Here is a 25,899-nt window from a genome sequence, read left to right on the forward strand (position 1 = left end):
GATAGACAAGTTAGCCATTTTGCCTTAAGAAATGAAGATCATAGGCACATCAGCCGCATAAAATATGGAACTTGATCGAACAGACCGGAAAATCCTCTCGATTTTGCAGGAGGATGGGCGGATCGCCAATGTCGAGCTGGCCGAGCGCATCGGGCTGTCGCCGACCTCGATCGGCGAGCGGCTGAAGCGCCTGCAGCGCGAGGGCTTTGTCGAGGGCTATGGGGCGCGGCTCAATCCGCACCGGCTTGGTCTCGGCCTGCTGGTGTTCGTCGAGGTGCTGCTCGACAAGACCACGCCTGATAATTTCGAGCGCTTTGCGCGCGCGGTGAAACTCGCGCCCGAAGTGCTGGAGTGTCACATGGTTGCCGGAGGCTTCGACTATCTAGTGAAGGCGCGGCTGGCCGACATGACCGCGTATCGGCGCTTCCTCGGCGAGACCTTGCTGTCGATGCCGGGCGTGCGCGAGACGCGCACCTATGCAGTGATGGAGGAGATCAAGCGCGACGCACCGTTGCCGGTTGGCTGACGAAATGCGGTCGCGATTGTCACTGCTGCGGCGTTGATTGGCGATCTCTACGGGCAAATAGTTTCCGCGCGCAGTCGCAACGCCTGTCGTCGAATGCACCGATCGTCTTCTAAAATTTTCTTGGCCCAACTCCCGGACAGATCCGGGAGGCAGCAAAGGCTGGCGGGCTTATACTTTGAGGTTCTCTGCGGATGTCTTGCCCCGGTTTGCGATCTCTTCATACTCAACCGTCTGGCCCTCGTTGAGGGAGGACAGACCGGCTTTCTGCACTGCCGAGATATGCACGAACACATCCTTGCCGCCCGACGCAGGCTGGATAAATCCATAACCCTTCGTCGGATTGAACCACTTGACCGTACCTTTAGCCATCACGTCTTCTCCGCGGGTCTTCCTCCGAGATCGCGAACCGCCAATCCCCGCCAACCGGCCGGTTCGGTCCTATAGGATACGCGGAATGTGGCGGGCTTGGTAGATCAAACCACATCGGCATTTCGCGGAAATTCGCTCAACTTCGCGGCGTTTTTGCCGGTTTTGCCCGTTTCGCGGTCAATTCTCCGGGACGCAGCACGCCCTCCGTCAATAAGTCGCGGCCAGATAATCCACGATCTTGCCGACATCGGCGTCGTCGATCGGTGCGCCATAGACCTTGATCATCTTGGTCACCTCGGCCTGCCAAAACCCTTTCTTGTCCTTCATCGGCGGCTGCGTCGCAATGTAGTCGGACGAGTGGCAGGCGGCGCAATTGCCCTGAACCACCTCGAGATTGGGGCCGGGCCTGAAAGCTGCTGTCTCATCCGGCGTCTTGTAATTGATTGGCGCTGCGAGAGCCGAACCCGCCGCGGCGGCGACGGCAAGTGTGATGGCGAGCAGAACGGTGCGCTGCATGATCATTCTCCTCAGGCCACGTTGATGCGGACGGTTTCGACGACGTTGCGCAAATAACCCGCCGGATTCCAGCGCGGCGTCTCCGGCTGCGTCTCGCCGGAATTGCTGGTGGCGCGCACCCTAAGCTCGACCTCGCCCGCGGCAAGCTTCACCGGCAGCTTCCATTCGCGGAATGAGTAGTTGCCGAGATCCTTGCCGAGCTTGGCGGCGGTCCAGGTCTTGCCGCCATCGATGGAGACCGAGACGTCCTTGATGCCCTTGCCGCCGTCGAAGGCGATGCCGCGCAGCGTCGTGCGTCCGGCTTTCAGCTTGGCGCCGTCGGCGACGCTGGTGATGAAGGAGCGGATGGTGAAGCGGTTGATCGGGATCGTCGCCTTCGGCGCGGTGCCGGGCTCGATCGAATTGTCGGGCGTGTCTGGAATCCGATAGGCCGACTTCATCCAGAAGCCGTCATAGACAGTGTCGATGACGGTGATCTCGTTGAGGTGCTTGACCCAGTAGGTGCCGTAATAGCCGGGCACGATCAGGCGCAGCGGGAAGCCGTTGAGGAACGGCAAATCGTCGCCGTTCATGCCATAGGCCAGCATCACCTCGCCGTCGGTGGCGTGAGCGAGGTCGAGCGCCTTGGCGAAGTCGGGCGTCTTGTCGCTGACCGGCCCGTCCATGCCGCCGAACACGACCTGCTTGGCGCCGGCCTGCACGCCCGCCATCTCCAGCACCGCCTTTAGCGGCACGCCGCGCCAGCGCGCATTGCCCATCGCGCCATTGGCGAGCTGGCCGCCGGCGACGCGCGGCTCGACGAGGCCGCGGCTGTTGCCGGAGCACTGGTTGACGGCGACGATCTCGGTCGCCTTCATCTTCCTGATGTCCTTCAGCGACAGTTTGAGCGGCTTGTCGACCTTGCCCTTGACCTCGAGCGTGAACTTGTCGGGGTCGAGATCGTAGGGGAGGTCGGCGAGGTGATAGCGCACGAAGAACGCGTTATTCGGCGTGATCGGGCCGTCGTTGAACACCGCAAACGGCGTCTCGAGCTGCGGTGGCTGGCTGGTGAGCCCGATCATCGGCCGCTTCTGCGGATACCTCACCAGCGGCCGCTCGCCATTGGCGAAGGGCAGCGTAACGGTATCGAGTGCCAGTGCTTTGGTGGAATTCAGTGTGGTCGCAAGTGCGGCAAGGCCTGCTCCTTTGAGCAGGTCGCGTCGATCGAACATTTAGTCTCCTCCCGGAGCTTTTCGCTGGATAGCGGTCATCACCGCGAATCCCATGCTCATCTGTCGCAACGATCGAGGCGAAGTCAATTCGTGCTTTCGCAGCAAGCCCATGCCATCGCGCTGCAGCAAGCCGGTGTTACGCGATGAGTTTGATTGGTTGAATCAATCTCGCCGCACGCTCGCTGCACCTCTCCCGCTTGCGGGAGAGGTCGCGCCGAAGGCGCGGGTGAGGGCTCTCGCCTCTTGGGGATTGTCCCGTTGCGGAGACACCCTCTCCCCGCCCCTCTCCCGCAAGCGGGCGAGGGAGCGCACTTCCCGCGCAGCTCGCGCTTTACGCCGCGACGCGCTCGCCGCCGGCAATGAGGGCGGACAAGGCCCTGGTGTCCGCAACGACGCGCACCACCATCGGCTCGTCGCGGCCGCGGATCGCGACCTCCTGCTTCGGCAGCGCATCGTCGTGAATGCCGGCGGTGAGGCGGACCTCTTCGGAGACGATCGCCTCGCAGGCGAGCGTTTTGGTCATGTCCTGAAGCCGGGCCGCGACGTTCACGGCGTCGCCGAGCGCGGTGAAGACGATGTGGTCGCGGTAGCCGATGTCGCCGATGATGACCTCACCGCCGTGAACACCGATGCCGAAACGGATCGGCTGCCGCAAATCGTGGCTCAGGAGCTCGTTGAGCTCGTCCACATGGGTCGCGATGGCGGCCACTGCCTTCAGCGCCTGCCGGCAGGCGGTCTGCGGCTCGCTGGTGAGGCCGAACAGCGCCAGCATGCCGTCGCCGACGAACTGGTTCGGCTGGCCGCCATTCTCGATCACGGCCTGCGACACCGCGCCGAGGAAGCGATTGACGATGAAGACGGTGTCGAACGGCAGCCGCTTCTCGGCCAACTGCGTCGAGCCGCGCATGTCCACGAACAGGCTGACGAGATAGCGCTCCTGCCCGATTCGTGCAGGCGAGGACGCATGCGCGTTGGCCGACAGCATTTGCGGCATGAACAGCTGGAAGAAGGAGAGGTCGGAGTTCGGTCTCAGCTGGCAGGCAAGCCGGATCGAGGGATCGGCGGTGCCGACGCGGGCCAGCACGAAGGCCTCGCGCTGCGACGGCTCGGGCAAGGTGCCGTGGTCGCCGATGATGCGGATGCGGCAGGTCGAGCAGCGGGCGCGGCCGCCGCAGACGCTGGCGTGCGGCACGTTGTGGCGCAGGCTCGCTTCCAGCACGGAGAGGCCTTTGGGCACGCGCACGATCTTGCCGTTGCCGTAGGACAGCGCGATCATGCCGCCGCGCCGCTCGCGCCAGCCGCGCACACCGCGCCCGAGCAGCACCAGTCCGAGCAGGCCGACATAGCTGATGGTGAGGGCGCCGGTGATACGGTCGAGCGTATCCGCCTCTGCGACCGTACCGACCTGGCGCTGCGTGAAGTTATGTGTGCGCCACTCGCCGTCCTCGCTCTCGGCGGCGACGCTGCGGCCACCCTGGTAGATGCCGAGCAGCGCCAGCGTGGGGATCAGCACGGCTGCCGCCAGCAGGTACGGCGCCGCGCGGACGAAGAACGGTTTGAGCCGGAGCCAGAAATAGACGCCGATGCAGCCGTGCACCCAGGCGACGATGAGCAGGGTCGTCATCGTCCAGAGCCGGTTGGATGACACGACAAAGAACAGATAGAGTTCCTGCGGATACAGCTTCTCGTGCCCATACAGCGTCTGGCCGAGCCGGACACCGATCACATGCGCCATCACCAGCGCGGGGATGCTCAGCCCCAGCACGAGCTGCAGCGGCTCGATCGTCTTCCAGCGGAACTGGCGGCGCTGGTACAGCGCATAGATGCCAAGCCCCATATGGGTCAGGGCTGCGCCATAGAACACGATCGCGACTGGCAGGAACTGCCAGAACGACGTGTGGTAATAGACCCCGATCTGCATGGCATCGACCGAGATATTGCCGAGCGCATGGTTGAGGAAATGGCTGACCACGTAAGAGAACAGGATCACGCCGCAGACCAGCCGCACCTGCCGCGCGCTGGTCGAGCGGACGAGTTCGGGCAATCGTAAAAAGGCGGTGGTGGCCATGATTCGGTTGTATCAGTTCACTGAGGAGAACAGCCAGCGCAGAGTTAAATTCCGCCTGTGAACGAACGGCCGGATCACATAACCGACAAGGTTACGTAACGGTAAGTATCGTAGGGTGGGCAAAGCGAAGCGTGCCCACCATCGGGAGTGGTTCTGGAGCGGTGGGCACGGCGCCAGAGCGCCTTTGCCCACCCTACGAGTCTGTCCGGAACGGCAGACATCGACCGCAACGCTTTGCTTGCCCGGGACGACGGTGTCCACATTGACTCCCCCTCCCAACTCAGGGAAAAGCGCGGTCGTGACGATCGCTCCCGACATCACCGTGAAGCCCGACGGCGCGTCGCGCCGGGCGCTCGTCATGGCCGCACTGGTGATCGCCGCGATGACGGTGCTGCGCATCGTCTATGCCTCCGCGATCGAGCTGCGCACCGACGAGGCCTATTACTGGACCTGGTCGAAGGAGGCGGCACTAAGCTTCCTCGATCATCCGCCCGGCATCGCCTGGCTGATCTGGCTCGGTACCGCGATCTTCGGCGACACCGTGCTCGGGGTCCGCTTCGGCGGCATCGTCGCGATGCTGGTGACGCAGTGCCTGCTCGCCGACATCGTCCGCCGCCTCACCCGCGATGTGCGCGCGGTCGTGGTGGCGGTGCTGATGCCCGAGGCCGCGCTCTATTACGGCCTGCTGATGGCCAAGGTCGCTCCCGACGTCGCCATGATCCCGTTTGCGGCGGCGATGATGTGGTCGCTGGTGCGGCTGGCGCAGAGCGGGGATGGACGCTGGTGGCTCGCGGCCGGCCTGTTCGCCGGCCTGTCGCTGCTGTCGAAATTTACCGCCATCATGTTCGCGCCCGCGGTCGCTGCGTTTCTGCTGGTGCCGGATTGGCGCTGGCGCTGGCTGCGCAGCCCCTATCCTTATCTCGCAGTGCTGATCGCGATTGTCGTGTTCTCTCCGGTGCTGATCTGGAACGCGCAGCACCACTGGGCCTCGCTCCGTTTCCAGGGCGTGCGGGCCACCGCCAATTACGGCATCTCGCTGCGCACCGTCGGCGATTATGTCGGCCTGCAATTTGGCCTCGTCGGCTTCGTCATGCTGCCGGTGGTGCTGTTGGGCCTCGTCATGACGGTGTGGCGCGGCTATCGCAGGCGCGAGCCGGTGGCGATCCTGCTGTCGACGGCGGTGCTTGTGCCGTTCGTCTATTTCTTCTTCAAGTCGCTGACGCTCAGGGTCGGCGACACCTGGCCGATGTTCATGTGGCCGATCGGCTTCGCCGCCGCCGCTGTGAACCTTGCGATGCTGCCGAAAGAAGGCTGGTCGGCGCGAATGATCCGGTCGTGCACCTTCTGGGTGAAGGCGGCGCTGGTTTCGGGGATCGCCTTCGTCGTGCTCGTGTTCCTCTATTACGTCGCGGCGCCCTGGAATTTCCTCGGCAAGGCGGATCCGATCGGCGCCGAGGCCGGCTACGAGCAAGTCGCCGCGCGCGCACAGGCTGCGTTGGACGAGACCGGCGCGACCTGGATCGCGACCACGGATTACCGCACCTACGCCATGATGCGCTGGCTGTTCCGCGGCCGCGTCCCCGTGGTCGAAATCAACGAGCGCGGCCGCTTCCAGGATTTCCGCGATCCCGGCATGGACCGGATCAAAGGACACGCCGGAATTTATATCGGCCGCCAGCCCGACGATCATTCGCCTCTCTGGGACTCGATCCCCGCGACGCGCGAACCGTTGGGGCAGGTCGAACGCCGCTGGCGCGGTGTCCTGATCGATACCTACACAATCGACAAGCTCACCGGATGGACCCCGGAGCTGTCTCCGCCAAAGGACTCGCCGCTGTTCCAGTGGCGGGTGCTGGCCCTGCGAGCTACGCCTCGTCCTCTTTCCTTCGCAATAAATCCGTCGCGAGGTCCGACAGTTTTGGTGGCGGCAGGGCGGCGAACGGCAGTGGCCGCGTGACGTCGATCGCGGCCAATCCCAGCCGCGCCGTCAAGAGCCCGTTGAGCATGCCTTCGCCGAGCCGCTGCGACAGTTTTGCTGCAATCCCGTGCCCGAGCATCTGCTGCACCAGGCTGTCGCTGGCGGCGAGGCCGCCGGTGATGGCGAGATGGGCGATGACGTGGCGGAGCAGGCGGATCATGCCGAGCGCGCCGGGCCGGCCGCCATAGAGCCGGGCGAGCTGGCGGATCAGGCGCAGCGAGGCCACGAACACGAACAGCACGTCGAACAGCGCGCGTGGCGACACCGCCGTGACGATCGACACGCGCTGCGCCGCCGACGACACCAGCCGCCGTGCCGCCGCATCCAGCGGCGACATCAACTCGCGCTCGGCGAGTCGGATCATGTCGGCGCCGTCGATGATCTCGCCGGAATGACTTTCGAGTGCGGCACGGGCGCGGGCAAGCTGCGGGTTCTGGTGCGCGATCGCGATCAGATCCTGCACGATGGCGCGGCTCTCCTTGCGATCGTCGCTGGCGAGCACCTCGGCGGCACGCCGATGCAGCTTCTCGATCGTGGCAAGCCGTGCGAGGCCGAACGCCTCGCGCCCGATCACGACCGCGAGCGCAAGCGTGGTCACGAAGGCGAGCGCAAGCCCGACGAAGCCGAGGCTCTCGCTGCGCGCAAACAGATCCTCGATCAGACGCACGACGCCGAGCCCGGTGCCGAGCAGCGTCAGGCCTGCGACGCCGGACCAGAACAGCGCGCCCCAGGGAAAACCGCGTCGCGCCGGAAGCGCGGTCTCGATTGGCACCGGCAATGTCGCCGGATCGGGCTCCGGCGTGATCTGGATGGTGGCGCGACCGAGCCGGCTTGTCTCGTCGGCTTCGGTCACGACGACGCCGGGATCATCCAGCCGGAACGTCGCCGGCCGCCGCGGCTGGGATCGGTCGTTCATGCGAGCTTGTCTCCGATCAGGAACTGCAAGGCACGGTCGAGGCGGATGTGAGGCAGCGCGGGCTCTTCCGTTCCCGCGCTTTCCAGCTTTGGCGGGCGGAAGCGCAGGAAGCGGAAATCGCTTGTCTCGGCAGCTTGTGTCGACAATCCGCGGAATGCGTCGGTGCCGTTGAAAAGCGGTTCGGGGTCGAGCGGCAGGTCGCCCGGAAAGGTCGCGACTTCCGTGTTGCCGTCAAAGAACTCGCCGCCGGCGCTTTCGCCTGCGGCCGGCGTTCCCAGGATCGAGGGCAATTTGTCGCGGCCACGGGTGACCTGAGCTTCCCGGGTGGCGCGGACGGCGGCGAGTGCCACCACATCGATTTGCGCGCCGGTATCGTCCGCGCGCGCCACGGCGCGTGTGACCGCACGGCGCAGCACGGCCTCGAGCCGGTCGTGACTGGAATGATGCAGATGATCTGCCTTGGTCGCCGCGAACAGGATGCGGTCGATGCGTGGCCTGAACAGGCTGGAGAGGAGCGTGCTGCGGCCGATGCGGAAGCAATCGAGAACGCCGGCGAGCGCGGCTTCGAGATCGTGCAGCGCCTCGGGTCCTGAATTGAATGCAGAAAGCGCATCGGCCAGCACGATCTGGCGATCGAGCCGGGCAAAATGATCCCTGAAGAACGGCCGCACCACGACGTCCTTGTAGGCCTCGTAGCGGCGCACCATCATCGCCCACAGCGATCCCTCCGGAGCCTGGCCACCGACGGGCACGTCGAGCGGCGCAAAAGTCAGCGCCGGCGTGTCGGCGAGACTGCCGGGCATCAGGAAGCGGCCGGGCGGCAACAGGCTCATCGCAAAGCGCTCGTCGCGGCAGGCGCGCAGATAATTGGTGAAGAGCTTTGCGGCGGTGAGTGTCGCCTGCTCGTCCTCGCACGCCTCGGGCTTCAAGGTCGCAAGATGCGCGTGCCAGTCCGCGGCCAAATGCGCCCGCGGCGCCTCGCGCGACAGCGCCAGGCTTCCCGCCGACCATTGCTCAAAACTCTTCTGCAGCAGCGGCAGGTCGAGCAGCCATTCGCCGGGATAGTCGACGATGTCGAGCGTCAGTGTGCGGTCGGCGCCGTTCGGGCGTTGATAGTCGATGACGAGACGCAGCTCGCTGATGTCGACGGTCGAGCTCGGCCAGCGCCGCTCCTCGATCAGTGCGCGCAGGTGGCTCTCATAGGAAAAGCGCGGCACGGCGTCGTCCGGCTGCGGCGCCAGATGCGCCCGTGCGATGCGGCCCGAGGCATAGGCCTCGAACACCGGAAACCGGCCGCCGCGCGTCAGCCCGTGGATCAGCGCGGTGATGAATACGGTCTTACCGGCCCGCGACAGGCCGGTGACACCAAGCCGCACCGTCGGGTTGAAGAAGTGCTCGCCATAGTCGATCAACGCCCGGGCCGAAAGCCGCGCCTCTTCGACCATATCCTGAAAGCTGAATGCCATATGAACGTTGATGGATCTCGGGCGGGACAAAGACGAAAAATGGACTGGTCACAAAAGTGGCAACTGCCTGACGAAAATCAAGCTTCATACTTCCACCGCGTTCTTGGGCGAAGCACCCATTGAACGCTGCGTTAACTGCGAAAGACCCATATTGGACACTGATCGACGCTTTCGGACCGCCATGCCCGTCTTTACGCTGAAACAGTTCGCCTCGAACTCCGTCCATGCCGCCGCCGATGCGATGGGCTGGAACTACGACCGCGCCGAACTGATCGCCGACGGTATCATCCATGCCATCGGCGTGCTCTCCGGCATCATCGCCGCGACCGTGCTGGTGGTGCTGGCGGCGGTCTATGCCAATGCGACTGACATCGTCGGCGTCTCGATTTATGCCGCCGGCCTGCTCTCGATGCTGGTGCTGTCGGCGAGCTATAATCTCTGGCCGGTCTCGCCGGTCAAATGGCTGCTGCGGCGCTTCGACCATTCCGCAATCTACCTTCTGATCGCCGCGACCTACACGCCGTTCATCCTGGAGGTGAAGGACAGCGTGTTCGCGCTGGCGCTGCTCGTCTGCGTCTGGTGCGTGGCGATCGTCGGCATCGTGCTGAAGCTTCGCTACCCCGGCCGGTTCGACCGCGTCGCCGTCGGCATCTATCTCGCGATGGGCTGGAGCGGCGTGATGCTGTATGGCCCCGTGGTCAAGGCGCTGCCCGCGCTGGCGCTGGGTTTCATCCTGGCGGGCGGCCTGCTCTACAGTTTTGGCGTGATCTTCCACGCCTGGCGGCGACTGCGCTTCCAGAATGCGATCTGGCACGGCTTTGTCTTGGCCGGCGCGGCATGCCATTATACTGCGGTGCTCGACCTCGTGCTGAGCTGAGCGCGTCCCGCGCAGCGGGATAAGACGAATCAAGAAACGAGGAGACGTCGCATGCAGGTGACCGGCAAGGTCGTGGTCGTCACGGGCGGCGCTAACGGCATCGGCAAGGCGCTGTGCGACGCCTTCCACAAGGCGGGCGCGGCCAAGGTCGTGGTCGCGGACATGGACGCTGCGAACGCGCGCGCCGTCGCCGCCATGGTCGATGGCGCAGCCTTCAAATGCGACGTCGCGCAGGAAAAAGATGTTTCGCACGTCATCGAGGAGACCGAGCGGCAGTTCGGTCCGATCGCGTTGTTCTGCTCCAACGCGGGCATCGGCGGCGGCTTCGATCCGATGTCGGTCAATGCAGGCGGCGCCTCCGATGAACCCTGGCAGCGCAGCTGGGCGATCCACGTGATGGCGCATGTCTATGCGGCGCGGCATCTCATCCCCCGCATGAAGGCGCGCGGCGGCGGCTATTTCCTCAACACCATCTCGGCCGCGGGCCTGCTATCGCAAGTCGGCAGCCCGGCCTATTCCACGACGAAGCACGCCGCGGTCGGCTTTGCCGAGAACCTCGCGATCTCGCACAAGGCTGACAATATCAAGGTCTCGATCCTCTGCCCGCAGGGCGTCGACACCAACATGCTGCGCTCGATCCCGAAGGGCCCGCAATCCGGCGACGGTGATCTCACGCCCGAGCAGGTCGCGGCGGACGTGCTCGCCGGCCTTGAGCAGGAGACGTTTTTGATCCTGCCGCACCCCCAGGTGCTCGGCTACATGCGCAAGAAGACCGAGAATTACGACCGCTGGATCGGAGGCATGGCCAAGATCCAGGCCAAGATGCGCGAGGAGTTCGGGAAGTGACCGTCAGGTCATCCCGGGGCGGTGCGAAGCATCGAACCCGGGATCTCGAGATTCCGGGTTCGGTCCTGCGGACCGCCCCGGAATGACGGAAGCGAGATCCATCCGGGCTATCCGCCTCGTTAATGTTTCTGCCCGTACAGCACCGGCACCGCCGAATCCACGACGACCTCGACCAGGCTCGCGCCCTCGTGCGCCATCCCATCCTTCAGCGCCTCGCCGAGCTCCGCCGCCCTGCTCACCCGCACCGCATGGCAGCCCATGCCTTCGGCGAGCCGGACGAAATCGATGCCCGGCAGCTCCAGCCCGGGCACATTGCGCACCTGCATCACCTGGCTGAACGAGCGCATCGCGCCGTAGCCGGAATTGTTGATGACGACGACGGTGAGCGGCAGCTTGCGTTGCGCGGCGGTCCATAGCGCCTGGATCGAATACATCGCCGAGCCGTCGCCGATCAGGCACACCGTGCGGGTCTTCGGCTTGCCGAGCGCCGTGCCGACGGCGGCGGGCAGCGAATAGCCGAGGCCGCCGCTCGCCATGGTGTAAAAACTGTCCTGGCCGCGCATCGGCAGGAATTTCTGCATCGCCGGCCGATGCGAGGGCACTTCCTCGACCAGTGACGCGCCATCCGGCATCGCCAGCGACAGCGAATGCAGCAGGAATTCAACCGGCAGCGGATCGGCGGCTTGCGGCGCCGGCGGCAGCGTGCGGCCCTTGGGCGTGGCGCGTTTGCTCTCGGGCAAGAGGTCGAGCAGCATGCTCAGCGCCGGCTTCATCGTCGCGATGATGCTGGTGCCGGCCGGCGTTACCGCGGCGGCATCCGGATCATCGGTGATCTGGAAGATCGTCGCGCCGCCATCAAAGATCGCGGCATGGCCCTCGACATGGAAGGTGAACACCGGCGCGCCGATGACGACGATGATGTCGTGCTCGCGCAGTGCGTCGGAGAGTTGCGCCGGCGAGGCATGCAAAAAGCCCGCGAATTGCCGATGCCGCTCGGGGAACGAGCAGCGCGCCGAGAACGGGCTGACCCAGACGCTCGCCTTCGCCTTCTCGGCCACGCGTACCATCAAATCGACCGCGCCGGCGCGATCAACGCCGGGGCCGACGACGAGGGCAGGGTGTTTTGCGGAATCGAGTGCGGCAACCAGTGCCTTCATGGCCTCAGCCTCGGGACCGATTTCGCGGCTGACCTTGCGTGCTTCGATTGGCGCCGCCGCATGCGCCCAGTCGTCGATCGGGATCGACACGAAGGTCGGCCCGCAGGGCGGCTGCATCGCGGTGTAATAGGCCCGCGCGATCGCAGCCGGCACGTCCTCAGGCCGCGCCGGCTCGACGCTGTATTTCACGTAAGGCCGGGGGAATTCTGACGCACGCTCTGCATAGAGGAATGCCTGTAACGGCAGGATCGAGCGAGCCTGTTGGCCCGCTGTGATCACGAGCGGCGTCTGGTTGCGGTGCGCGGTGTAGATGTTGCCGAGCGCATTGCCGACACCGGCGGCCGAATGCAGGTTGACGAAGCCGGCATTGCGCGTCGCCTGCGCATAACCATCGGCCATGCCGACAGCGGAGGCCTCCTGCAGCGCCAGCACATAGTCGATGTCATCGGGCCAGTCGCTCAGAAACGGCAGCTCGGTCGAGCCGGGATTGCCGAACACGCGTTTGATGCCAAACGAGCGCAGCAGGTCGAGCGTCGCCTGCTTGACGGTGACGGACTTGCTGCCGGTCTTGCCGTTCTTGGACATTGGTTTTCCGTCCCCTGTTGTTGATTGACGCGCTACCAGCCTCACCGTCATTGCGAGGAGCCCTTGCGACGAAGCAATCCAGACTATCACCGCGGAGAGATTCTGGATTGCTTCGCTGCGCTCGCAATGACGAGGAGGAGGCAGCGGTGGCTTACCACACCGCCGTTCCCTTCATCGTCGGCTGCCCCTCCGCATTCGCGGTCCACAGCTCCATGCCATCGGCAGTCTCGTTGGCGTTGATGGAGAACTCGCTGCCCTCGAACAGCGGCTGCAGGCCGCGATAGGTGAACTTCTTCGGCGACTTGCCGTTGCGGAGTTTTGCCGCCATCTCGATGATGAGCGCCGCCTGCAAGGGTCCGTGGAAGATCAGGCCCGGATAGCCCTCGACCTTGGTGACGTAATCGCGGTCATAATGGATGCGGTGGCCGTTGAAGGTCAGTGCGGAGTAACGGAACAGCAGCACGGGATCGGAGAGATGGGTCTCGCAATGCTGCGCCTTCGGCGGCGGAGGCGGGTCCTTGGCGCCAGCGGGTGCGCCGCTCGTCATCTCGCGATAGACGATGTCCTGCCGCTCGCGGATGGCAACGCCGCGCGGCGAGGAGATGCTGTGCTCGACCGAGACGAAGCACAGCGTTCCGGTCGAGCCTGATTTCACCTGCACGTCGGCAATGCGCGAGGTCCGGGTCGATTCATCGCCGACGCGCAAGGGCTGCAGGAACTCGATCTCGCCGCCGGCCCACATCCGGCGCGGCAGCGGCACCGGCGGCAGGAAGCCGCCGCGGGTCGGATGGCCGTCGGGGCCGAGCATCGACATCGGAAACACCGGCTGTGCCAGGCACCAATGCACCGTGAACGGCGCGGCGTCGCCGGTCCTGGGCTCGCCGACCTCCTGGAACAGCGTCGCGCGCAGGCCTTTGACGAGCTGCGCGGTGACGATGTCGGTCGCCTCTTCGCTGCGGCCGATCCATTGCCTGAGATGATCGATGTCGAGCTTCCCGGTCATGACGCCTCGCTCTGTTATTTCCTGGCTTGGGGATTTTCGCCGATCGCGGGTACTGCACCGTAAGCGCGTGTCTCGCCGACGATGATCGGCGCCGGCGCGGGATAGCTGACGCGGCCGTTCGGGGTATCCACCTCGATGCGGCGCAGATGTGGATGGTTGGTGAGGTCGGTCATGGTGTTGACCTCGGCAAACGCGATGTCGGCATCGGACAACCGCTTCAGCAGCTCGTCGCGCGTCATCCTGCCGAAGATATCCGCGACCGTCTTGTCGGTGAAATCGCGGTTGCGCACGCGTTCCACCATGTTGGCGACGCGGGGGTCGGCGGGCAGGTTGGGCTGGTCCAGCACCTCGGCGCAGAGCGTTTTCCACTCGCGCTCGCTCTGGATCGAGATCAGGATGTCCTTGCCGTCCTGCGAGGTGAACACGCCATAGGGCGCGATCGAGGGATGACGCAGGCCCATGCGCTTGGGCGGATTGCCGGCCTCCGCGTTGAGCAGCGGCACGGTGCACCAGTCCGCCATCACGTCGAACATGGAGATGCGGATGTCACAGCCCTTGCCGGTGCGTCCGCGCGCGATCAGCGCTTCCAAAATCGCGGCATGCGCGGTGGCGCCGGTCGCGACATCGACGATCGACATGCCGACGCGCGAGGCGCCGTCGGGATTGCCGGTGATCGAGGCAAGCCCGCTCTCGGCCTGGATCAGCAGATCATAGGCCTTGCGGTGGGCGTAGGGACCTTCGTCGCCATAGCCGGTGATGGTGCAGGAGATCAGCTTCGGATAATCCTTCAACAGCCGCTCGCGCGAGAAGCCGAGCTTGTCCATCGAGCCGGGCTTGAGGTTCTGCACCAGCACGTCGGCGCTCGCGATCAGCTTTTCCAGTTCGGCGCGCCCCTCCTTGGTGGCGAGATCGACCACCGCGGACTGCTTGCCGCGGTTGAGCCAGACGAAATAGCTGCTCTGGCCCTTGGCCGCCGCGTCATAGCCGCGGGCGAAATCGCCTTCGGGCCGCTCGATCTTGATCACCTCCGCGCCCGCATCCGCCAGCCGCGACGAGCAGAACGGCGCGGCCACCGCTTGCTCGACCGCAATCACCCTGATCCCGTCCAATGCTCCCATGATGGTGGCCTCAGTACGAGCGGGGCATGCCGAGCACGTGCTCGGCGACAAAGGACAGCACGAGATTGGTCGAGATCGGCGCGACTTGATACAGCCGCGTCTCGCGGAATTTGCGCTCGACGTCGTATTCCTCGGCGAAACCGAAGCCGCCGTGGGTCTGGATGCAGGCATTCGCCGCTTCCCACGACGCATCGGCCGCCAGCATCTTCGCCATATTGGCCTCCGCGCCGCAGTCGAGCCCGGCCTCGTATTTCCGCGTCGCTTCCTTCACCATCAATTCGGCCGCGCGCATCGAGGCGTAGGCCTTGGCGATCGGGAACTGAATGCCCTGGTTCTGGCCGATCGGCCGGCCGAACACCGCGCGCTCCTTGGCGTAGTTGGTGGCCTTGGCGATGAACCATTTGGCATCGCCGACGCATTCGGCCGCGATCAAAATGCGCTCGGCATTCATGCCGGAGAGGATGTAGCGAAAGCCCTTGCCTTCCTCGCCGATCAAATTCTCCGCCGGCACCTTCATGTCGGTGAAGAACACTTCGGTGGTGGCGTGGTTCATCATGGTGCGGATCGGGCGGATCTCGAGACCGTTGTTCCTGGCCTCGCGCATGTCGACGATGAACACCGAAAGGCCATCGGTGCGCTTCTTGGCCTGCTCCTTCGGCGTGGTGCGCGCCAGCAGCACCATCAGGTCGGAATGCTCGGCGCGGCTGGTCCAGATCTTCTGGCCGTTGACGATGTAGCTGTCGTTGCCTTCCTTGCGCGCGAAGGTCTTGAGCGAGGACGTGTCGGTGCCGCTGGTCGGCTCGGTAACGCCGAACGCCTGCAGCCGCAATTCGCCGCTTGCGATCTTCGGCAGGTATTTTGCCTTCTGCTCGTCGTTGCCGTGCCGCAGCACCGTGCCCATCGTGTACATCTGGGCGTGGCAGCCGCCGCCGTTGCACCCCGCACGCTGGATCTCTTCGAGGATTGCAGCCGCCGCCGAAAGCTTCAGGCCCGCGCCGCCATATTCCTCGGGGATCAGCACCGAGAGATAGCCGGCCTGCGTCAGTGCGTCGACGAAGGCCGTGGGATAGGCCATCTCGCGATCGAGCTTGCGCCAGTATTCGCCGGGAAACTGCGCGCACAACTTTGCGACGGCTTCGCGGATGTCGGCGTGATCTTCGTGTTCTTCGCTCATGGCGTTTCCCGTTGATAGCGGCAGTTAAGATAACGCCGGCCGATCCCCCGGCGTTGTGAAAACAACGCCATCCCCCTATGCTCATTTGCTATAGCGTATGGAGTAGCCTTCCAGGATTGGCAAGCATGGATTTCCGGCAGCTCAGGACCTTCAGTTGCGTGGCGGAGCTCGGTAGCCTGAGCAAAGCATCCGACACGTTGCGCGTGGCGCAGCCGGCGCTCAGCCGGCAGATCAAGCTGCTGGAGCACGAGCTGCGCACCGAATTGTTCACCCGCAATGGCCGCGGCATGGTGCTGACCGAGGCCGGGCGGCTGCTGCTGGCGCGCACCTCCGGCATCGTGCGGCAGATCGACCAGATCCGCGACGACATCCAGTCGGCCAAGGGCCCGCCGTCGGGCCAGGTCGTGCTCGGCCTGGTTCCGACCGTGAGCTGCGTGCTGTCGGCGCGCTTTGCGCGGCGCTGCGTCGAAAAATATCCCGGCATTTCGCTGCGCATCGTCGAAAGCTACAGCGGCCACATCGTCGAATGGCTGCATCGCGGCGAAATGGATCTCGCCATCCTCTACGGCCGCTCGGCCGATCTGCATCTCAATGTGCAGAGTCTCGGCCGCGACAACATCGTCGCGGTCGGTCCGCGCGGCTGCGGTCTCGCGCGCAAGAAGAACGTCGATATCGGCTGGCTGCTGCGGCAGCGGCTGGTGCTGCCCAGTCATTCCCATGGCCTCCGCGCGCTGATCGAGCATGCCGCCGCCCAGCGCAAGATCAAGCTCAACGTCCAGCTGGAAGCAGATTCGTTCCGCGTGCTGACGAGCCTGGTCGAGGAAGGCCTCGGCTTCGCGCTGCTGCCGCCATCGTCGGTCCACGCCGAGGTCGCGGACGGACGGCTGGAAACCGCTGCCGTCTCGAAGCCGATGTCACGCGAGCTCATTTTCGCCTCTCCGATCGACCGCCCGCCCTCGACGGCCTCGCTGGCCGTCACCGCACTGTTGCGCGACGAGGTTGCCGCCTGCCGCAAGGAAGGCGTCTGGGACATCAAGCTGGCTTGAGCGCCGTTGCTTTCTTCGCCTCTCCCCGCTTGCGGGGAGAGGCCGGAATTTGCGTAGCAAATTCCGGGTGAGGGGGAGTCTCCGCGAGTTCGAACTGTCACCGTCCCCGTGGAGACTCCCCCTCACCCCAACCCTCTCCCCGCAAGCGGGGCGAGGGAGCGAAGCCAGCGCTCGGTGAATGCTTAGGACACATGCCCGCAGCTGGCCCTTCGCATCTGGTGCGACCTGTCATGCCGGAATTTTATAGCCGCGCGGGAGGTGTTTGTCCTCATCCTGAGGAGCGCGTCTTCGCGCGTCTCGAAGGATGAAGGCCCGGCCGGTGGCCTCGCCCTTCGAGACGCCTGCTGCGCAGGCTCCTCAGGGTGAGGGGAGAGAGTTCAGCGCCGCGCGGACGCCACCTTAGGCCGGTATCCGCACCGGCAGCGACTCATATCCCTTGATGAAGCTTGAATAGATCCGCTTCGGCTCGCCGACCACCTCGATCCGGTCGAACCGCTTCAGCATCTCCTCCCAGACGATCTTAAGCTGGAGCTCGGCGAGCCGCATGCCGACGCAGCGGTGGATGCCGAAGCCGAAGGAGAGATGCGTGCGCGGCCGGGCGCGATCGATGATGAACTCGTTCGGCTTCTCGATCATCTCTTCGTCGCGATTGCCGGAGACGTACCACATCACGACGCGGTCGCCCTTCTTGATCTGCTTGCCGCCGATCTCGGTATCAGCAAGCGCGGTGCGCCGCATATGCGCCAGCGGGGTCTGCCAGCGGATCACCTCGGGCACCATGGTGTCGATCAGCGCCGGGTTGGCGCGCAGCTTGTCGTACTGCTCGGGATTCTCGTTCAACGCCAGCACCGAGCCGGTCATGGTGTTGCGCGTGGTGTCGTTGCCGCCGACGATGAGCAGGATAATGTTGCCCATGAGGTTGTCGGGATCCATGAAGCGCGTGGAGTCGCTATGGGCCATCAGCGACAGCAGATCGTTGCGCGGCGCCGAGTTGACCCGCTCGTTCCACAGCTTCGACATGTAGGCGTAGCACTCGTCCATCTCGCGGCGGCGCTCTTCGGCGGATTCGACGATGCCGCTCTTGGGCAGTGCGGTCGCGACGTCCGACCAGCGCGTCAGCTTGCGCCGCTCCTCCCAGGGGAAGTCGAACAGGGTCGCTAGCATCTGGGTCGTCAGCTCGATCGAGACGCGCTCGACGAAGTTGAAAGTCTCGTTGCGCGGCAGATTGTCCAGCACGGTCTGCGAGCGCTGGCGGATGAGCTTTGCCAGCTCGTCCAGATGCGTCGGCGTGAACATCGGCGACACCGTCTTGCGCTGCGACGAATGCCGGGGCTGGTCCATCGCGATGAAGCTCGGCCAGTCATAGCCGGGCGGCACGTCGCGGATCCCGATGCCGCCGAGCGTCGAGTCGGACGAGAACAGGCCGTGATTGGTGTCGACATGCATAATGTCGTTGTACTTCACCACCGACCAGTACGGCTCGATCGGCGCGTTGGTACAGTAATGCACCGGCTCTTCCTTGCGCAGGCGCTCGAACCACGGCCACAAGGTGTCGTCCTGAAACAGCCGCGGCGCGCCCGGATGAAAATTCTTCAGCGGGGTCGCATAGGCTTCCTCATGCGCGCGCCGCATGCGTTCGGCCTTGTCGGCCTTGACAGGGGTTTGAATGTTCATGGGCAGTCGCTCCAGTGTGTTCGTTCACGCCGTCGCGGTGGCGGCGCGAGGGGCGTCGTCGCAAGTGCCAATGTTATACACTATAATTCTGCGGTCACGCCGCAATCTTGACCGGCAACGTTTCCAAACCCTTCACAAAGCTCGAATACACCCGCTTCGGCTCGCCGACCACGTCGATATGGTCGAACCGCTTCAGGATCTCCTCCCAGATAATCTTGAGCTGGAGTTCGGCAAGCCGCAATCCGACGCAGCGGTGGATGCCGAAGCCGAACGAGAGGTGCGTGCGCGGGCGGGCCCGGTCGATGATGAAGTCATAAGGCTTCTCGATCGCCTCCTCGTCGCGGTTGCCCGAGACGTACCACATCACGACCTTGTCACCTTTCTTGATCCGCTTGCCGCGGAACTCGAAATCGGCAAGCGCGGTGCGGCGCATATGCGCCAGCGGCGTCTGCCAGCGGATCACCTCGGGCACGAAGCTGTCGAGCAGCGCGGGATTGTCGCGCAGCTTGCGGTATTGCTCCGGATGCTGGCTCAGCGCGAGAAGCGAGCCCGACATGGTGTTGCGGGTGGTGTCGTTGCCGCCGACGATCAAAAGGATGAGATTGCCGAGGAAGTTCCGCGCGTCCATGTCGCGGGTCGCGGCGCCGTGCGCCATCATCGAGAGCAGGTCGCTCTTCGGCGGCTGCTCGATGCGCTCCTTCCAGAGACGCGCGAAATAGCCCGCGCATTCCGTCAGCTCAGCCTGCCGCTCGTCCTCGGTCGCGACGAGGCCGTCGGGACCGGGGATGGTGGTGGCGATATCCGACCAGCGCGTCAGCTTGCGGCGGTCCTCCCAGGGAAAGTCGAACAGCACCGCGAGCATCTGCGTGGTGAGCTCGATCGAGACCTGGTCGACCCAGTCGAACACCTCACCGCGCGGCAGATTGTCCAGGCACTCGGCCGAGCGCTCGCGGATGTTGAGCGCGAGATTGTCCAGATGCGTCGGCGTGAACATCGGCGCCACGGTCTTGCGCTGAGCGGCGTGCCGCGGCGGGTCCATCGAGATGAAGCTCTCGCGGCGCAGGTCGGGGTCGATGTCGCGGATGGTGATGCCGCCGAGCGCGGAGGCCGAGGAGAACACCGAATGGTTGGTCTCGATCTCCATGATGTCGTTGTAGCGCGTCACCGACCAGTACGGCCCGAACATCGAATCCTTGCAATAGTGCACCGGATCTTCACGGCGCAGCCGGTCGAAATAGGGCCAGAACGTATCGGTCCTGAACAGTTCGGGATCGCCGGGATCGTATTGGTCCAGCGGAAGTGACGACGCGCGCTCGCGCAATGCGTCGATCTTTGCCGCGCTCTCGATGGTCCCGTGCATGACCGCTCTCCCTGACATGAACCGCGCGTTCTCGTTGAATTCTGCGCTGCGGTATTTGGGTTGCAATTACAGCGCGTTGTCTGCGCCGTAGCAAGGGCGAGTTTTACCACATCCAGCCATTGTGAGAGCACCGGCCGTGCTCCCTCCGGCGTGACTTCTGACACACTGTCCCAGGGGAGAACTGTGCGAGAAATCGCTCGAAACCGAGGTAAATCGAACCCGCCCGTCTTGGGGATCGACCAATCTCTGATCTATAGTTTGAGCGGATCAGATCCGCATCCCGAGGTTGCTGCCGTGAACGACATGCAATGGACCCCCGCCGGCCCCTCCGAACCGGTCCCGCCGCCGCTGCCGCCCTCGCGGGTGGACTTCACCGGCAATCGCACCGAGTTCCGCAAAATGGTCACCAAGGGTGCCATGCTGGAGCTCGTCACCTTTGGCTTCTACCGGTTCTGGCTCGTCACCGACATCCGCCGCCATTTGTGGTCGAACACCGCGATCGACGGCGACGCCGCCGAATATACCGGCCGCGGCAAGGAGCTCTTGATCGGCTTCCTGTTCGCGCTCGCGATCCTGGTGCCGATCTACGTCGCCTATTTCCTGGTCGGTATCGAGTTCGAGCGCTGGAGGGGTTTTGCCTCCACGCCGCTGTTCATCTCCTTCTATGCCTTCGGCCAGTTCGCGATTTTTCGCGCGCGACGCTATCGTCTGACGCGCACGGTCTGGCGCGGCGTGCGCTTCTGGATGGACGGCTCCGGCTGGGTCTATTCGTTCCGCGCGATGCTGTGGGGCCTGTTGGTGTTCCTTACGCTCGGTCTCGCGCTGCCGTGGCGCGAGGCGTCGCTGGAGCGCTACAAGATGCAGCACACGTATTTCGGCGATCTGCAAGGCGACTTCGAAGGTAACGGCTGGGAGTTCTTCAAGCGCGGCTGGTGGCTGTGGCTGTTGAGCCCGATCGCAATGATCATCTTCCCGCTCGCGCCGTTCTTCTATGCCGAGTTCAAGGCGCGCGAATGGCGCTGGTGGCTCAACGGCATCCGCATCGGCGGCGTCAGCCTGTCCTCGGATTTGTCCCATAACGCCTTCTACGGCCTCTACTGGAAAGTGATCGGCTGGTGGATGTTGCTGATCACCATCTTCGGCTTCTACATTGGCGGAGCCACCGCGCTCGCCGTCAAGCTGAGCGGCCTTCCGGTCGACCAGATACTCGGGCCAAATGCTCACGCCAGGAGCATCCCCATGCTGGTGATGATGGTGGTCGGCTATTTCGCCGTTGCCCTTGCCATCAACATCATCATGCGCGTTTATCTCCAGCGCGATCTCTGGGCCAAGGTGCTGGAAACCGTCGCGGTGCACGATATTGGAGCCGCAGCCGATGTCCGCGCCAGCGGCGAGCTCGCCAGCGCGCTCGGCGAAGGCTTTGCCGATGGTCTGGATGTCGCGGGATTTTGAGCAATGAGTAATGTGACCGCCGAGCCCGGCGCCGAGACCAAGCGCGGACAGCCCGCGATCTTCTTCGACGGACTATCGAGCCGTCGGCGGCAGGTCATGCTGACGCTCGGTGACGCGCTCGAGATCGCCGAGCTGAGCGACGTAGAGGCCGGCTCGACTGTCATGCGCTGGGCCTATGACGAAATCCGCCGCGCCGACAGTCCGGCCGGCATCCTGCGCCTGACCTCGACGTCCGCGCCGTCGCTGGCGCGGCTCGAGATTCGCGATGCGGCTTTCGGAGCCGATCTCGTCGCACGATGTCCGCGGCTCGACGAGCACCAGACCACGCGGCGTGGTGTTGCAAAGATCGTCGGCTGGTCGGTTGCCGCCGCCGTCTCCATCGTCTGCGTCGTGCTGTTCGGCGTGCCGCTCGCCGCGGATCGGCTGGCGCCGCTGGTGCCGAAACCGATCGAGCGGCGGATCGGCGATGCGTCCGAGGTCCAGATGAAGGCCATCTTCGGCCGCGAGTCCTGCAGCGATCCGGCTGGCCAGGCGGCTTTTTCCAAGCTCGTCAACCGCCTGCGCGATGCCGCCGGGCTCGACGACGATGCGATGACGGCGGGCGTGCTGCCAAGCTCGGTGCCGAATGCGTTCGCGCTGCCGGGCGGCAAGGTCTTCGTGCTCAACGCCTTGCTCGACAAGGCCGAAAGTCCCGACGAGATCGCCGGCATCCTCGCCCACGAGCTCGGCCATCTCAAGCATCACGACAACATGCGCGGCCTGATCTACAACGGTGGCACCTCGTTCCTGATCGGCCTGTTGTTCGGCGACGTCACCGGCTCCTCCGCCGTGATCTTCGCCTCGCGCAGCCTGGTCGAAGCCTCCTATTCGCGCGAAGCCGAGACCAATGCCGACACCTTCGCGATCGAGATCATGCACAAGCTCGGCCGCTCGCCGAAGCCCGCGGCCGAGTTGATGTTCCGCATCACCGGCAAGGAAGGCGACAGCGGCTTCACCATCCTGGCAAGCCACCCGCTGACCGAGGATCGCCTCGCGCGCATGACGAAGGAGGACCGTCCCGCCAGCGGCCCGCCGCTGCTGACCGACACGGAGTGGCAGGCGCTGAAGGGCATTTGCGGCAGCGGGAAGATCTGAGCTTGCTCGCTTACCGCGTTCCGTAGGCGCGGTCGCCGGCGTCGCCGAGGCCCGGCAGGATAAAGCCGTTCTCGTCGAGGCCTTCATCCACCGCGGCGGTCCAGATATGCACGTCCGGATGCAAGCCGCGCAGGCGCTCGAGCCCCTCCGGAGCTGCGATCAGGCAGGCGAGGCGAATGTCCTTGGCGCCGCGCTCCTTCAGCCGGTCGACTGCGGCGACGGCCGTGTTGGCGGTCGCGACGACAGGCGTCACCACGATCGCGAGGCGCTCGCCGAGATCGGAGGGCGATTTGAAGAAGTATTCGACCGCGGCAAAACTGTGTGGTTCGCGGTAGAGCCCGATATGCGCGACGCGCGCGGTCGGCACCAGATCCATCATGCCGTCGACGAAGGTCGTGCCGGCGCGCAGCACCGGCACGAACACCAGCTTCTTGCCGGCGATCTTGGCCGAGTGCATCGTCGCCAGCGGCGTCTCGATCACGGTGTCGGCGAGCGGCAGGTCGCGCGTCACCTCGTAGCACAGGAGCATGCCGATCTCCTTGATCAGCTCGCGGAACGATTTTGTCGAGATCGATTTGTCCCGCACCAGCGTCAGCTTGTGCTGCACCAGCGGATGATCGACGATCGTGACGCCTTCCATGATCGGATGCTCTTGCTTCTTTCCTTCTCCCCCTGTGGGAGAAGGTGGCGCGAAGCGCCGGATGAGGGGTTCTCTCCACGAATTACAATGAGAGATGTGCCTGCGGAGACATACCCCTCACCCGGCTTCGCTTTCGCGAAGCCACCCTCTCCCACAAGGGGAGAGGGTTTAAAACACAGTGCCGTCGCTGATCACTTTGAGCGGCGGTGAGCCGTCGGGACGGCGCGCAAACGCGATCGCCCGACCCGCGGCCCAGGTGCCGCCTTCCAGGATGCTGGCGAGCGGCAGCGACTCAGGCGTGCGGCCGAGCTTGGCGCGAACAAGCTCCGCAACACGATCCAGCAGCGCGACGGTCAGCGCGCGCCACTCCACGACGAGCAGCGAATCCACCGCATGCGCGCGATCGGCGTCCGCGGGGTCGCGCAGGCGCAACACCTCGTGATCGACGAACAGGCCGCCATTGCGGTATTCGGCAAGCCCGGTCAGGCCGTCGATGTCGGTGACCTCAAATCCGGCGCGCTGCAGCGGTTCGATCAGCGAATAGCTCAGCCATTGCGACAGCTTGTGTAGCGGCACGAGGCCGGCGGTCGCATCATCGGCCTTGATCGCCGGATGGCGCCAGCAATCGCCGAGCGGGACGCCCGCGAGCTCGAGCCGAGATGGCCAGATCGGTCCGAGCTGGTTCAGCACCGCGGACAGGATTGCGGGCGCGGGGATGGCGCCGTTCGTTGCCTGCGCGGCAATATGATCGAACAGGCCGCCCGGTCGCGGCGTGTCCTGCATGCCGAAGACATCGGGGCGTGCCGCGACCTGCTTGCCGAGGCGCCGCAGCAGATCGGTGCGTCCCTCGAGGCCGAGCAGCGGATTGCCATCGCTCGCCTGAAACGCCGACGTCAACGCGGCAAGCGGCAGCTTGGCGATCACGTCCGCATCGGCCCTGAACGGTGCGCGCGCGTCACCGGAAAAGAGGCCGCCGGCGAACATGTCGAGGCTTGCGAGCGCCAGCCCCTCGGAGCGGCCGATGCCTTGCCCCGTCACCGCGTCGCGATAGCGCCACGTCGCGCCGGCGCCGGCATCGAGCAGCACGCTGACGATGGCGAGGTCGAACTCCGCGCGCGCCCGCGCCGCGCGATCAGGCCATGATGCTGTGTCGGCCAGTTGCGCCCAGCGGTCGACGCCGCCGAACACAAAATGCCGCCACCGCGCGTGGAAGGGAATGTCGAGCGTCGGATAGGCTTTGCGCGTGACGGCCAGCACGGCCTCCGCAACGCCATCCATGCGATCGAGATCGATGGTGAAATGCGTGAGCCCGCCCTGCAGGCCGATGTCGAGCATTTGCCCGGCGCGCGCGCTGACCGCCTTTGCGGTGAGCAGCGCGCGCGCCTCTCGTTCCAAAACGTTCGCCATCAATCGATCAGTATTTTTCCAGCGAACGTCCGACCACGCCGTCGACGTCCTTTTCGGGCGCAATGTCGGTCGAGTAATAGCCGGCGGCCTTCTTCGCGGCGATCTCGACATAGGCGTCGGCCGGGATCAGCTCCGGCGGGATCGGCACGCGCTCGACGATATCGATGCCCTGCGAGGTCAGCGCGTCGTATTTCATGTCGCTCATCGACAGGAAGCGGTCGATGCGCTTCAGGCCGAGCCAGTGGATGGTGTCGGGCATCAATTGCTGGAAGCGCGCGTCCTGGACGCCGGCGACACATTCGGTGCGCTCGAAATAGGCGGCGGCGGCGTCGCCGTCCTCCTGGCGCTTGCGCGCGTTGTAGACCAGGAATTTGGTGACCTCGCCGAGCGCGCGGCCTTCCTTGCGGTTGTAGATGACGAGCCCGAGCCCGCCCTCCTGCGCCCCGCGCGCGGATTCCTCGATGCCGTGGATCAGGTAGGGCCGGCAGGTGCAGATGTCGGAGCCGAACACGTCGGAGCCGTTGCACTCGTCATGCACGCGGCAGGTGATTTTTGTGCGGTGGTCCGGCAGCTTGGTAACGTCGCCGAACATGTAGATCGTGGTGCCGCCGATCGGCGGCAGAAACACTTTCATGTCCGGCCGGGTCACCAGCTCGGGGAACATGCCGGCGGTCTGCTCGAACAGTGTACGGCGCAGCTCGGTTTCGCCGGTCGCGAAGCGCTCCGCAAGGCCGGGCAGGTACCAGACCGGATCGATCGCGATCTTCACCACCGAGACGCTGCCATTGGCATGCACGACCTCGCCGTCGGCACGCAGCCGCTTGGCCGCGAGCGCCTCGCGGATCTCGGGCAGGTCAAGCCGTGCGCGCGTCACCGCGATGCTCGGGCGGATATCGACGCCTTCGGCGATGTCCTTGCCGAAATTCTCGGCGACGAGATGCCCCCAGGGATCGAGCGCGACGATCTTTGCGGGATCGCGCCATTGCTCGAACGGCCCGATGGTCGCCGCCGGAAACGTGTTGGTGAGATCGGGACGCCGGATCGGATCGAGCGCGCCGGCGGACACCGCGAGCGCGCGGTACATCGCGTAGGAGCCGCCATGGCTGCCGATCACGTTGCGGTCCTGTGCACGCGACACCGTGCCGATGATCGGCCCGCGGGTCCGTGCATCGGCTGCGCCCCAGTGAATCGGAAAGGCGGCTTTCCGGCCCGGCTCCGGGTGCGAGGTGAGGCGGATGTGGTCGGTACGGTTCGCGCGGCTCATGCCCAAACTCCCAAAAAGCCAACGGCCCGCCGCTCGGACGGGCCTGGCTCTGCGGCGTCGCCGGAACAGAGCCCGGCGACGCAATCCATCATATTGTAACGGCCAGCCACGA

General features: G+C 64.9%; 22 protein-coding genes. 7 read left to right on the forward strand and 15 right to left on the reverse strand.

Translation table 11 applies throughout. The features are described 5' to 3' along the window. Nucleotides 1-64: 64 nt before the first annotated feature. On the forward strand, nucleotides 65-526 hold the full coding sequence (locus tag ACP2YP_RS08315; protein WP_025032087.1) for an Lrp/AsnC ligand binding domain-containing protein: 462 nt from the start codon (nucleotides 65-67) through the stop codon (nucleotides 524-526). A 168-nt stretch (nucleotides 527-694) separates the two neighbouring features. Here the strand turns inward: ACP2YP_RS08315 and ACP2YP_RS08320 are convergent, their stop codons facing one another. The 4 genes from ACP2YP_RS08320 to ACP2YP_RS08335 all read right to left on the reverse strand — a co-directional run bounded on the left by ACP2YP_RS08320 (nucleotide 695) and on the right by ACP2YP_RS08335 (nucleotide 4,690). Further along, nucleotides 695-895 (reverse strand): cold-shock protein, encoded by a 201-nt coding sequence (locus tag ACP2YP_RS08320; protein WP_008134691.1) that lies wholly within the window; start codon nucleotides 893-895, stop codon nucleotides 695-697. A 207-nt stretch (nucleotides 896-1,102) separates the two neighbouring features. Continuing rightward, a complete protein-coding gene (locus ACP2YP_RS08325) occupies nucleotides 1,103-1,411 on the reverse strand; it encodes a cytochrome c (protein ID WP_426423578.1) in 309 nt (102 codons plus the stop codon). Nucleotides 1,412-1,422: 11 nt separating this feature from the next. Continuing rightward, nucleotides 1,423-2,622 carry a molybdopterin-dependent oxidoreductase gene (locus tag ACP2YP_RS08330; protein WP_426423579.1) on the reverse strand — a complete coding sequence of 400 codons (1,200 nt, stop codon included), beginning with the start codon at nucleotides 2,620-2,622 and terminating at the stop codon, nucleotides 1,423-1,425. Nucleotides 2,623-2,953: 331 nt separating this feature from the next. Continuing rightward, on the reverse strand, nucleotides 2,954-4,690 hold the full coding sequence (locus tag ACP2YP_RS08335) for an adenylate/guanylate cyclase domain-containing protein (protein WP_426423581.1): 1,737 nt from the start codon (nucleotides 4,688-4,690) through the stop codon (nucleotides 2,954-2,956). A gap of 358 nt (nucleotides 4,691-5,048) precedes the next feature. Between ACP2YP_RS08335 and ACP2YP_RS08340 the strand changes: the two genes are divergently transcribed. Then, nucleotides 5,049-6,647, forward strand: a complete 1,599-nt coding sequence (locus tag ACP2YP_RS08340; RefSeq protein ID WP_426426075.1) for a glycosyltransferase family 39 protein — start codon at nucleotides 5,049-5,051, stop codon at nucleotides 6,645-6,647. Here the strand turns inward: ACP2YP_RS08340 and ACP2YP_RS08345 are convergent. Together ACP2YP_RS08345 and ACP2YP_RS08350 are read right to left on the reverse strand one after the other, a co-directional pair. Beyond that, on the reverse strand, nucleotides 6,556-7,584 hold the full coding sequence (locus ACP2YP_RS08345) for a YcjF family protein (RefSeq protein ID WP_426423583.1): 1,029 nt from the start codon (nucleotides 7,582-7,584) through the stop codon (nucleotides 6,556-6,558). The two genes, ACP2YP_RS08340 and ACP2YP_RS08345, sit on opposite strands and share 92 nt — an antisense overlap. Continuing rightward, on the reverse strand, nucleotides 7,581-9,050 hold the full coding sequence (locus tag ACP2YP_RS08350) for a YcjX family protein (protein ID WP_426423584.1): 1,470 nt from the start codon (nucleotides 9,048-9,050) through the stop codon (nucleotides 7,581-7,583). Before ACP2YP_RS08350 ends, ACP2YP_RS08345 begins: the two co-directional genes overlap by 4 nt. A 181-nt stretch (nucleotides 9,051-9,231) precedes the next feature. Here ACP2YP_RS08350 and trhA point away from each other — a divergent pair, with 181 nt between their 5' ends. Together trhA and ACP2YP_RS08360 are read left to right on the forward strand one after the other, a co-directional pair. Beyond that, nucleotides 9,232-9,927 carry a PAQR family membrane homeostasis protein TrhA gene (trhA, locus tag ACP2YP_RS08355; RefSeq protein ID WP_426423586.1) on the forward strand — a complete coding sequence of 232 codons (696 nt, stop codon included), beginning with the start codon at nucleotides 9,232-9,234 and terminating at the stop codon, nucleotides 9,925-9,927. Nucleotides 9,928-9,978: 51 nt separating this feature from the next. Continuing rightward, nucleotides 9,979-10,773, forward strand: a complete 795-nt coding sequence (locus ACP2YP_RS08360; RefSeq protein ID WP_426423588.1) for an SDR family oxidoreductase — start codon at nucleotides 9,979-9,981, stop codon at nucleotides 10,771-10,773. A 119-nt stretch (nucleotides 10,774-10,892) separates the two neighbouring features. On the opposite strand, the gene mdlC is transcribed toward ACP2YP_RS08360, so the two are convergent. From mdlC to ACP2YP_RS08380, 4 genes are all read right to left on the reverse strand, one after another. After that, on the reverse strand, nucleotides 10,893-12,515 hold the full coding sequence (gene mdlC, locus ACP2YP_RS08365; RefSeq protein WP_426423589.1) for a benzoylformate decarboxylase: 1,623 nt from the start codon (nucleotides 12,513-12,515) through the stop codon (nucleotides 10,893-10,895). 151 nt (nucleotides 12,516-12,666) lie between these two features. Beyond that, on the reverse strand, nucleotides 12,667-13,518 hold the full coding sequence (locus ACP2YP_RS08370) for an FAS1-like dehydratase domain-containing protein (RefSeq protein ID WP_426423590.1): 852 nt from the start codon (nucleotides 13,516-13,518) through the stop codon (nucleotides 12,667-12,669). Between the two features lie 14 nt (nucleotides 13,519-13,532). Then, a complete protein-coding gene (locus ACP2YP_RS08375) occupies nucleotides 13,533-14,636 on the reverse strand; it encodes a CaiB/BaiF CoA transferase family protein (protein WP_426423592.1) in 1,104 nt (367 codons plus the stop codon). Nucleotides 14,637-14,646: 10 nt separating this feature from the next. Beyond that, the gene (locus ACP2YP_RS08380) at nucleotides 14,647-15,810 is read right to left on the reverse strand and encodes an acyl-CoA dehydrogenase family protein (RefSeq protein ID WP_426423594.1); all 1,164 of its coding nucleotides are present in this window, start codon (nucleotides 15,808-15,810) and stop codon (nucleotides 14,647-14,649) included. Between the two features lie 125 nt (nucleotides 15,811-15,935). Here ACP2YP_RS08380 and ACP2YP_RS08385 point away from each other — a divergent pair, with 125 nt between their 5' ends. Beyond that, nucleotides 15,936-16,856 carry a LysR substrate-binding domain-containing protein gene (locus tag ACP2YP_RS08385; RefSeq protein WP_426423596.1) on the forward strand — a complete coding sequence of 307 codons (921 nt, stop codon included), beginning with the start codon at nucleotides 15,936-15,938 and terminating at the stop codon, nucleotides 16,854-16,856. 399 nt (nucleotides 16,857-17,255) lie between these two features. On the opposite strand, the gene ACP2YP_RS08390 is transcribed toward ACP2YP_RS08385, so the two are convergent. Then, on the reverse strand, nucleotides 17,256-18,530 hold the full coding sequence (locus tag ACP2YP_RS08390) for a cytochrome P450 (RefSeq protein WP_426423597.1): 1,275 nt from the start codon (nucleotides 18,528-18,530) through the stop codon (nucleotides 17,256-17,258). A 94-nt stretch (nucleotides 18,531-18,624) separates the two neighbouring features. Next, the gene (locus tag ACP2YP_RS08395; protein WP_426423598.1) at nucleotides 18,625-19,890 is read right to left on the reverse strand and encodes a cytochrome P450; all 1,266 of its coding nucleotides are present in this window, start codon (nucleotides 19,888-19,890) and stop codon (nucleotides 18,625-18,627) included. Nucleotides 19,891-20,193: 303 nt separating this feature from the next. Here ACP2YP_RS08395 and ACP2YP_RS08400 point away from each other — a divergent pair, with 303 nt between their 5' ends. Together ACP2YP_RS08400 and ACP2YP_RS08405 are read left to right on the forward strand one after the other, a co-directional pair. Continuing rightward, nucleotides 20,194-21,342: a YjgN family protein gene (locus tag ACP2YP_RS08400; RefSeq protein ID WP_426426076.1), complete on the forward strand. Its 1,149-nt coding sequence runs from the start codon at nucleotides 20,194-20,196 to the stop codon at nucleotides 21,340-21,342. Between the two features lie 3 nt (nucleotides 21,343-21,345). Further along, the gene (locus tag ACP2YP_RS08405; protein ID WP_426423599.1) at nucleotides 21,346-22,476 is read left to right on the forward strand and encodes a M48 family metallopeptidase; all 1,131 of its coding nucleotides are present in this window, start codon (nucleotides 21,346-21,348) and stop codon (nucleotides 22,474-22,476) included. 10 nt (nucleotides 22,477-22,486) lie between these two features. Here the strand turns inward: ACP2YP_RS08405 and upp are convergent, their stop codons facing one another. From upp to ACP2YP_RS08420, 3 genes are all read right to left on the reverse strand, one after another. After that, nucleotides 22,487-23,116 carry a uracil phosphoribosyltransferase gene (gene upp / locus ACP2YP_RS08410; protein ID WP_426423600.1) on the reverse strand — a complete coding sequence of 210 codons (630 nt, stop codon included), beginning with the start codon at nucleotides 23,114-23,116 and terminating at the stop codon, nucleotides 22,487-22,489. Nucleotides 23,117-23,284: 168 nt separating this feature from the next. After that, nucleotides 23,285-24,523, reverse strand: a complete 1,239-nt coding sequence (locus tag ACP2YP_RS08415) for a URC4/urg3 family protein (protein ID WP_426423602.1) — start codon at nucleotides 24,521-24,523, stop codon at nucleotides 23,285-23,287. A 7-nt stretch (nucleotides 24,524-24,530) separates the two neighbouring features. Next, nucleotides 24,531-25,787 (reverse strand): GTP cyclohydrolase II, encoded by a 1,257-nt coding sequence (locus tag ACP2YP_RS08420; protein WP_426423603.1) that lies wholly within the window; start codon nucleotides 25,785-25,787, stop codon nucleotides 24,531-24,533. Nucleotides 25,788-25,899: the final 112 nt, after the last annotated feature.

The sequence above is a fragment of the Bradyrhizobium genosp. A genome (assembly GCF_049949275.1).
Lineage (GTDB): Bacteria > Pseudomonadota > Alphaproteobacteria > Rhizobiales > Xanthobacteraceae > Bradyrhizobium.